The organism is Mycobacterium sp. NAZ190054 (assembly GCF_001545925.1).
GTDB lineage: Bacteria > Actinomycetota > Actinomycetes > Mycobacteriales > Mycobacteriaceae > Mycobacterium.
Genome location: NZ_LMVQ01000368.1, coordinates 21,585 through 27,755, shown reverse-complemented (window position 1 = coordinate 27,755; position 6,171 = coordinate 21,585). Strand labels below are relative to the sequence as shown.

At 69.1% G+C, this 6,171-nt stretch carries 5 protein-coding genes and 1 pseudogene; 5 read left to right on the top strand and 1 reads right to left on the bottom strand.

Annotation, left to right across the window (positions count from 1 at the left end; genetic code table 11):
- Window positions 1–129: pseudogene (locus tag ASJ79_RS32600) on the bottom strand (transposase); the annotation flags it as partial.
- Between the two features lie 63 nt (window positions 130–192).
- Between ASJ79_RS32600 and tsf the strand changes: the two are divergent.
- From tsf to ASJ79_RS21900, 5 genes are all read left to right on the top strand, one after another.
- Complete coding sequence (tsf, locus tag ASJ79_RS21920; protein ID WP_067959856.1) at window positions 193–1,008, top strand: translation elongation factor Ts; 816 nt, start codon at window positions 193–195, stop codon at window positions 1,006–1,008.
- Between the two features lie 317 nt (window positions 1,009–1,325).
- Window positions 1,326–2,837: a sugar transferase gene (locus ASJ79_RS21915; RefSeq protein ID WP_067959853.1), complete on the top strand. Its 1,512-nt coding sequence runs from the start codon at window positions 1,326–1,328 to the stop codon at window positions 2,835–2,837.
- 60 nt (window positions 2,838–2,897) lie between these two features.
- Window positions 2,898–4,304 (top strand): amidase, encoded by a 1,407-nt coding sequence (locus tag ASJ79_RS21910; RefSeq protein WP_067959850.1) that lies wholly within the window; start codon window positions 2,898–2,900, stop codon window positions 4,302–4,304.
- A gap of 125 nt (window positions 4,305–4,429) precedes the next feature.
- Window positions 4,430–5,605 carry an FtsX-like permease family protein gene (locus ASJ79_RS21905; RefSeq protein ID WP_067959847.1) on the top strand — a complete coding sequence of 392 codons (1,176 nt, stop codon included), beginning with the start codon at window positions 4,430–4,432 and terminating at the stop codon, window positions 5,603–5,605.
- A complete protein-coding gene (locus ASJ79_RS21900; protein ID WP_067959844.1) occupies window positions 5,602–6,171 on the top strand; it encodes an FtsX-like permease family protein in 570 nt (189 codons plus the stop codon). The genes ASJ79_RS21905 and ASJ79_RS21900 overlap by 4 nt, the downstream gene beginning before the upstream one ends.

The following is a 6,171-nucleotide window of genomic DNA, read 5'->3' as shown; positions in this document are numbered from 1 at the left end:
GTCACAGACCACGATGCACACATCAGCAGTGCCGCGGTTCTTGATCTCGGTGAGCACTGAGAGCCAGAACTTCGCCCCTTCACCGCCGCCGCCGGCCCACAGCCCGAGGATGTCGCGCTCCCCGGCGAGGCCGCGGCACCCGAACAGTCCTGACATCCGCGACGGCTTCGAGAGAGTTAAGGAAAGACTTCTATGGCTAACTACACCGCCGCCGACGTCAAGCGTCTTCGTGAGCTGACCGGTGCCGGCATGCTGGATTCGAAGAACGCGCTGGTCGACGCCGAGGGTGACTTCGACAAGGCCGTCGAGTTGCTGCGCATCAAGGGCGCCAAGGACGTCGGCAAGCGCGCCGAGCGCGCCACCGCCGAGGGCCTGGTGGCCGCGAAGGACGGGGCGCTCATCGAGCTGAACTCCGAGACGGACTTCGTCGCCAAGAACGCCGAGTTCCAGGCCGTCGCCGATCAGATCGTCGCCGCGGCCGCCGAGGCCAAGGCCGGCGACGTCGACGCCCTCAAGGCCGTGAAGCTCGGTGACAGCACGGTCGAGCAGGTCATCGCCGACCTGTCGGCGAAGATCGGCGAGAAGCTCGAGCTCCGACGCGCCGCCTACTTCGACGGCACGGTCGAGACCTACCTGCACAAGCGGGCCGCCGACCTGCCGCCCGCGGTGGGTGTGCTCGTCGAGTACACCGGTGACGACAAGTCCGCCGCCCATGCGGTCGCGCTGCAGATCGCCGCGCTGAAGGCCAAGTACCTCACCCGCGAGGACGTGCCCGAGGACATCGTCGCCAACGAGCGGCGCATCGCCGAGGAGACCGCCCGCAACGAGGGCAAGCCGGAGCAGGCACTGCCCAAGATCGTCGAGGGACGGGTCACCGGGTTCTACAAGGACGTGGTACTGCTCGACCAGCCGTCGGTGTCCGACAACAAGAAGTCGGTCAAGGCGCTGCTCGACGAGGCCGGGGTCACCGTGACGCGGTTCGTCCGTTTCGAGGTCGGCCAGGCCTGACACGCTGACAGACGCGAAGCCCCCGAGACGCGATCTCGGGGGCTTCGTGCTTCGTACCGCACGACACCGGTCGGACATCGTGGGACTTGGGCATCCGGTCGGTTTTGTTTGCCGTCGGTGGCGATTAGCCGCATTGAGCAGCAGGTGACGCCGCCACCGTGCCGGTCCGCAGATTTGCCGGTACCGGGAACGACGTTTTCCAGCAACGCTGACAGCTAACCCGGTTGCCATTTGACATCCCCGTGAATTGGCAATAATTGTCGGGTTCCGGCGTTTGCCGAGTTAACCTTTCTGCATGTCCGTTCGGCAAATCGTCCATGATCCAGGTGACCGACACTATTGATTCCCGCCGTACGGCAAACATCGCTGACGGGGGAGATGTTGTAACCGGGGTTCCAGTCGACTTCGGCCAGTTACGTAAACGCAAGGCGTGGGAGACGGTCGTCGGGCCGGTGATCGACCTGACCACCGGATCGGTGGCCGTCGGGATGACCTGGGCCACCCATCTGCAGTACGACCTGCCGCCGATCTGGATGCTGTGGTTCTTCGCCCCGACCAACGTGGCGTTGAGCGCGCTGCGCGGCCTGTACCGGCGGTCGCTGGAACGCACCTTCCTCGATGAGCTGCCGACCATTCAGGCGATCACCGCACTGGCGGCCGTGCTGCTGCTCTCCGGGCTCGTGCTGAGCAGCGGGGCCCCGCAGTCGGCGGGCAACGCGCCGGAATCGGCGGACAACGCGGTGGCCCGGACCTGGATGTGCGCGGCGATCCTGGTTCCGCTCGGCCGGCTGCTGTGGTTCACGATCAAGCGGTATCTGTTCCGTCGCGATGTGCTGACCGCGCCGACGCTCATCGTCGGTAACGGCCGTATCGCCGCCAAGGTCGCCGACCGGCTGGAGATCACGCCGGAGTACGGGCTGCGGCCGGTCGGCCTGGTGGACGACGATCTGCCGTCGATGGGGATCGACCGGGACAAGCCGTCGAGCATTCCGTACCTGGGAAGGCTGGACCGCCTCGACGACGCGATCACCCGGACCGGCGCCGAGTGCATGATCGTCGCGTTCTCCCGTACCCGCGACGACGCGTTGTCCGCGGCCGTCAGGACCGCGCACGACCGCGGGGTCGCGGTGTGGATCGTGCCCCGGATCTTCGACACCATCGGCGTGCACGCCCGCATCGACCACATCGGCGGACTGCCGTTGATCGCCGCGCCGCGCACCGACCCGCGCGGCTGGCAGTTCGTGGCCAAACACGTGTCCGACCGCGTGGTCGCCGCCCTGGGCCTCGCGCTGATCTCTCCGGTGTTCGTCACGTTGATGCTGCTGGTGCGGTTGAGTTCGCCCGGCCCGGTCTTCTTCGGCCAGCCGCGGGTCGGCCGCGACGGGCGGGTGTTCATGTGCCTCAAGTTCCGGTCCATGCGCCCGCCCAGCGACTCCGACGCGGCGTTCACCCTCGATCCGGATTCGGCGCCGGGAGGGGTGGAGGGGGAAGACCGCCGCACCAAGATCGGCAAGATCATGCGGGCCACGTCGCTGGACGAGCTGCCGCAACTGATCAACGTTCTCAGGGGCGAGATGAGCCTGGTCGGTCCCCGGCCGGAACGCCCCGAGTACGTCGACCTGTTCAACATCCAGATCGCGCGCTACGGCGACCGGCACCGCGTCAAGGCCGGCATCACCGGGTGGGCGCAGGTGCACGGCCTGCGCGGGCAGACGTCCATCGCCGACCGCGCCGAGTGGGACAACTTCTACATCGAGAACTGGTCGCTGTGGTTGGACTGGAAGATCCTGGCGATGACCGTCGGGGCGGTGCTGCGCCGGGCGGAGTGAGTGCGCGGACGGGCGTCCAACCGACCACTTCGCGCCGGTACGCTTTGGTACCGTTCGGCCATGGACCGTGTTCACGCGTTCGGCGACGACGCGCTGGGTGATTCCGACGCCGTCGGTCTGGTCGAGGCCTTGCGTCGCGGCGCGGTGTCCGTCGGGGAACTCGTCGAGGCGGCCGTCGCGCGCACCGAGCGGGTGAACCCGTCGCTCAACGGTTTGGCCTACGAGGCCTATGACCGGGCGCGGGCCCGCGGCCGACTGCACCGGCCCTTCGGTGGGTTCTTCGACGGGGTGCCGTCGTTCGTCAAGGACAACGTGGCGGTCGCCGGGATGCCGACGATGAACGGCACCGACGCCTGGGATCCGCGGCCGGCCTCCGACGACGGCGACTTCGCCGCGGCGTATCTGGCCACCGGCCTGGTGCCGCTGGGCCGGACCCGGATGTCGGAGTTCGGGTTCAGCGCCGTCGCCGAACATCCGCGGCTCGGTGCGGTGCGCAATCCGTGGCATACCGAGCACACGGCCGGGGCGTCGTCGTCGGGATCCGGTGCCTTCGTGGCGGCCGGCGTCGTGCCGATCGCGCACGCCAACGACGGCGGTGGCTCCATCCGTATCCCGGCCTCGTGCAACGGGCTGGTCGGGCTCAAGCCGAGCCGCGGCAGGCTGCCGTTGGACAGGGACATGCGACAGATGCCGTTACGCATCGTGGCCAACGGCGTGCTGACCCGGTCGGTCCGTGACACCGCGGCCTTCTATCGCGAGATGGAGAAGGTCGTCGCGAACCCCAAGCTACCGCCGGTCGGCGACGTGACCGGTCCTGACGGTCAGCGGCTGCGGATCGCCGTGTGCACCGAGTCGATCGCGCACGCGGCCGCCCCGGAGGTCGGCGAACTCACGCTCAAGACCGCGTCCCTGCTCGAAGAGCTCGGCCACCACGTGACCGTCATCGACAATCCGGTGCCACGCCGGTTCATGGACGACTTCCTGCTCTACTGGTCGTTTCTGGCGTTCGCACTCGTGCGCGGCGGCCGGCGCTCCTTCGGTCCGAGCTTCGACCGCGGCAGGCTCGACAACCTGTCGCTCGGGCTGGAGCAGCACGCCGCACGCAATCTCCACCGGGTGCCGACGGCGATCGCGCGGCTGGCGCGGGTCCGCCGCGTCACCTCCCGGCTGTACGACGATCACGACGTCCTGCTGACCCCCACCGTGGCCGATGTGCCGCCCCGGGTGGGGCACCTCGACCCGACCGCTTCGTACCGGCAGATCATCGACCGGCTCGTGGAGTGGGTGGCGTTCACGCCGCTGCAGAACGCCACCGGTGAACCGGCGATCTCGCTGCCGCTGGCGCAGTCCGAAGCAGGGCTCCCCGTCGGCATGATGTTCTCCGCCGGTCTCGGGCAGGAGGCCCGCCTGCTGGCACTGGCGTTCGAGCTGGAACAGGCGCGGCCCTGGCCGCGCATCCAGGACTGACGACTCCGGACGACGAAACCCGTTGCGGCGACGACACATCGCCGTAACGGCGCCGGGATGCTGTTAACAACCCCGACACCGCACGGGCCTGCGGGTGAAACTTTTCGCTCGCACCATCGCTTCTCGTGGAGGCCAGTCAGGCCGGTAGAGCGCCGGCCGAAGTGCGATCACCGCAGATCCCGGCCGGATCGGGGAACACCTTCGGGTGCCTGGTCCGGTTCGCGCTCGCTAACATCCGGCGCCGCCCAGAGAGGTTCGTGCTGTCGGTGCTCGGAATCGCGCTGGCGATCGCGTGTGTGACGATCGTGCGCACCGTGTCGGCCGGCTTCGCCACCACCGGTGAGGCCTCGGTGACGGAAGTCCTTGGTACAGGCCAGCTCTGGGTCGTTCCCGCCGCGGGCGTGCACTACGACCCGGCCGCCGAGGCGCTCGTCGCCGACGGCCCGCCCCCGGCGATCGCGGTGCCCGACGGCTGGACCGCCACCCGCATGTTGTCGGGCGTGGTCGAACTCGACGGCGAAGCGGTGGCGGTGCGCGGCTCCGACGACGTTCCCGGCGGTCACGCAATGCTGGGATCAGCTGCCGCCGAGCGGCTTTCGGTGTCAGACGGGGAGCAGATCACGGTCGGACGGTACAACGTGACCGTGGCGGTCGAGGGCCCCGGACAGTCGATGACGGTGCCCACGTCGGTGGCCCGGTCGGCTGTCGGCGAGAACGGCTGGTGGGTGGTGCACGGACCGGCGGAGCTGCAGCAGCGCCGGGATCTGGCACAGATCTTCGGTGCGGCGGTGGGCCTTCCGTCGACCCCCGATCCCGCGGTGGCCCCCGACCCCGCCGGGTCGGGCCTGATCTACGACACCGTCGGCGGTACGGGTCCGCTGACGTTCGAGCAGAAGTACTCCGCCCTGTTCTCGGGCAAGGTGACCGGTTCCACGCTCGGACTGATCTCCACCGTCGGACTCGGGCTGGGCTTCGTGATCGCGGTGTCGTCGTTCCTCGCCGCGGTGACCGAACGTCGACGCGAGTTCGGCATCATGTCGAGCATCGGCCTCGCCGACGAGGTGCTGTACTTCTTCCTCGTCGAATCGGCGCTCGTGTTCCTCGCCGCGTACGTCGTCGGGGTGGCGGCCGCGGGGGCAGCTGTGGCACTGGTGATCCCGAACATCGCCTCACTGGGGGCCTGGTTGCAGGGCGCAGCGCTGACCGCGATGTTCCTGCCCGCCATGGCGATCGTCGGAGCGCTGGTCCCGGTGCACCGGCTGCTGCAGCAGCGCCCGGTGTCACTGCTGGGGGATCGATGAGCGCGCGGAAGGGCCTGGCCTACGGCTGGCTGGCGGCGTGCCGGCGGGCGCGGGAGATGGTGCTGCCGGCCGTGACGACCGCCACCGGTGCGTTCCTCGTCGTGTTGGTCTTCGCGATGTCCGACGGTATCCGCGCTCAGTCGGCGTCACTCGGTCACGCCGACGAGATCGCCCGCGCCGTGGTGCTGATCGCCGTCGCGGTGCTCCTCGTGGGGGTGGCCGAGGTCGCCGTGGCGACCACCAGGACCGTCGCCCACCGCACCCGGGAACTCGGTGTGCTGGCCGCCAACGGTGTCCCGCGCGGGCCGGTGGTGGCTGCACTGCTCGTCGAACCGGTCACCGCCGCGGTCGTCGGCGCGCTGGCCGGTGCTGCATTGGCGGTCGTCGCGGGGATCCTGCTGGGGCTGTTCGGTGTCGTCGCGACCGGGGTCTCCTATCCGGGTCTGGCGTTCGGCGCCGTGATCGCGGTCGTCGTCAGCGTCGTCGCCGCACTGGCCACCAGCATCGTTCCCACCTGGAAAGCGGCGTCGCGGCCGCCGATCCGATCCCTCGCGTCAGGAGGCTGA

Excerpts from the sequence above, each read along its gene's own strand:
- tsf (WP_067959856.1), top strand. The coding sequence starts at position 193 with ATGGCTAACTACACCGCCGCCGACGTCAAGCGTCTTCGTGAGCTGACC.
- ASJ79_RS21915 (WP_067959853.1), top strand. The coding sequence starts at position 1,326 with ATGATCCAGGTGACCGACACTATTGATTCCCGCCGTACGGCAAACATC.
- ASJ79_RS21900 (WP_067959844.1), top strand. The coding sequence starts at position 5,602 with ATGAGCGCGCGGAAGGGCCTGGCCTACGGCTGGCTGGCGGCGTGCCGG.
- ASJ79_RS21910 (WP_067959850.1), top strand. The coding sequence starts at position 2,898 with ATGGACCGTGTTCACGCGTTCGGCGACGACGCGCTGGGTGATTCCGAC.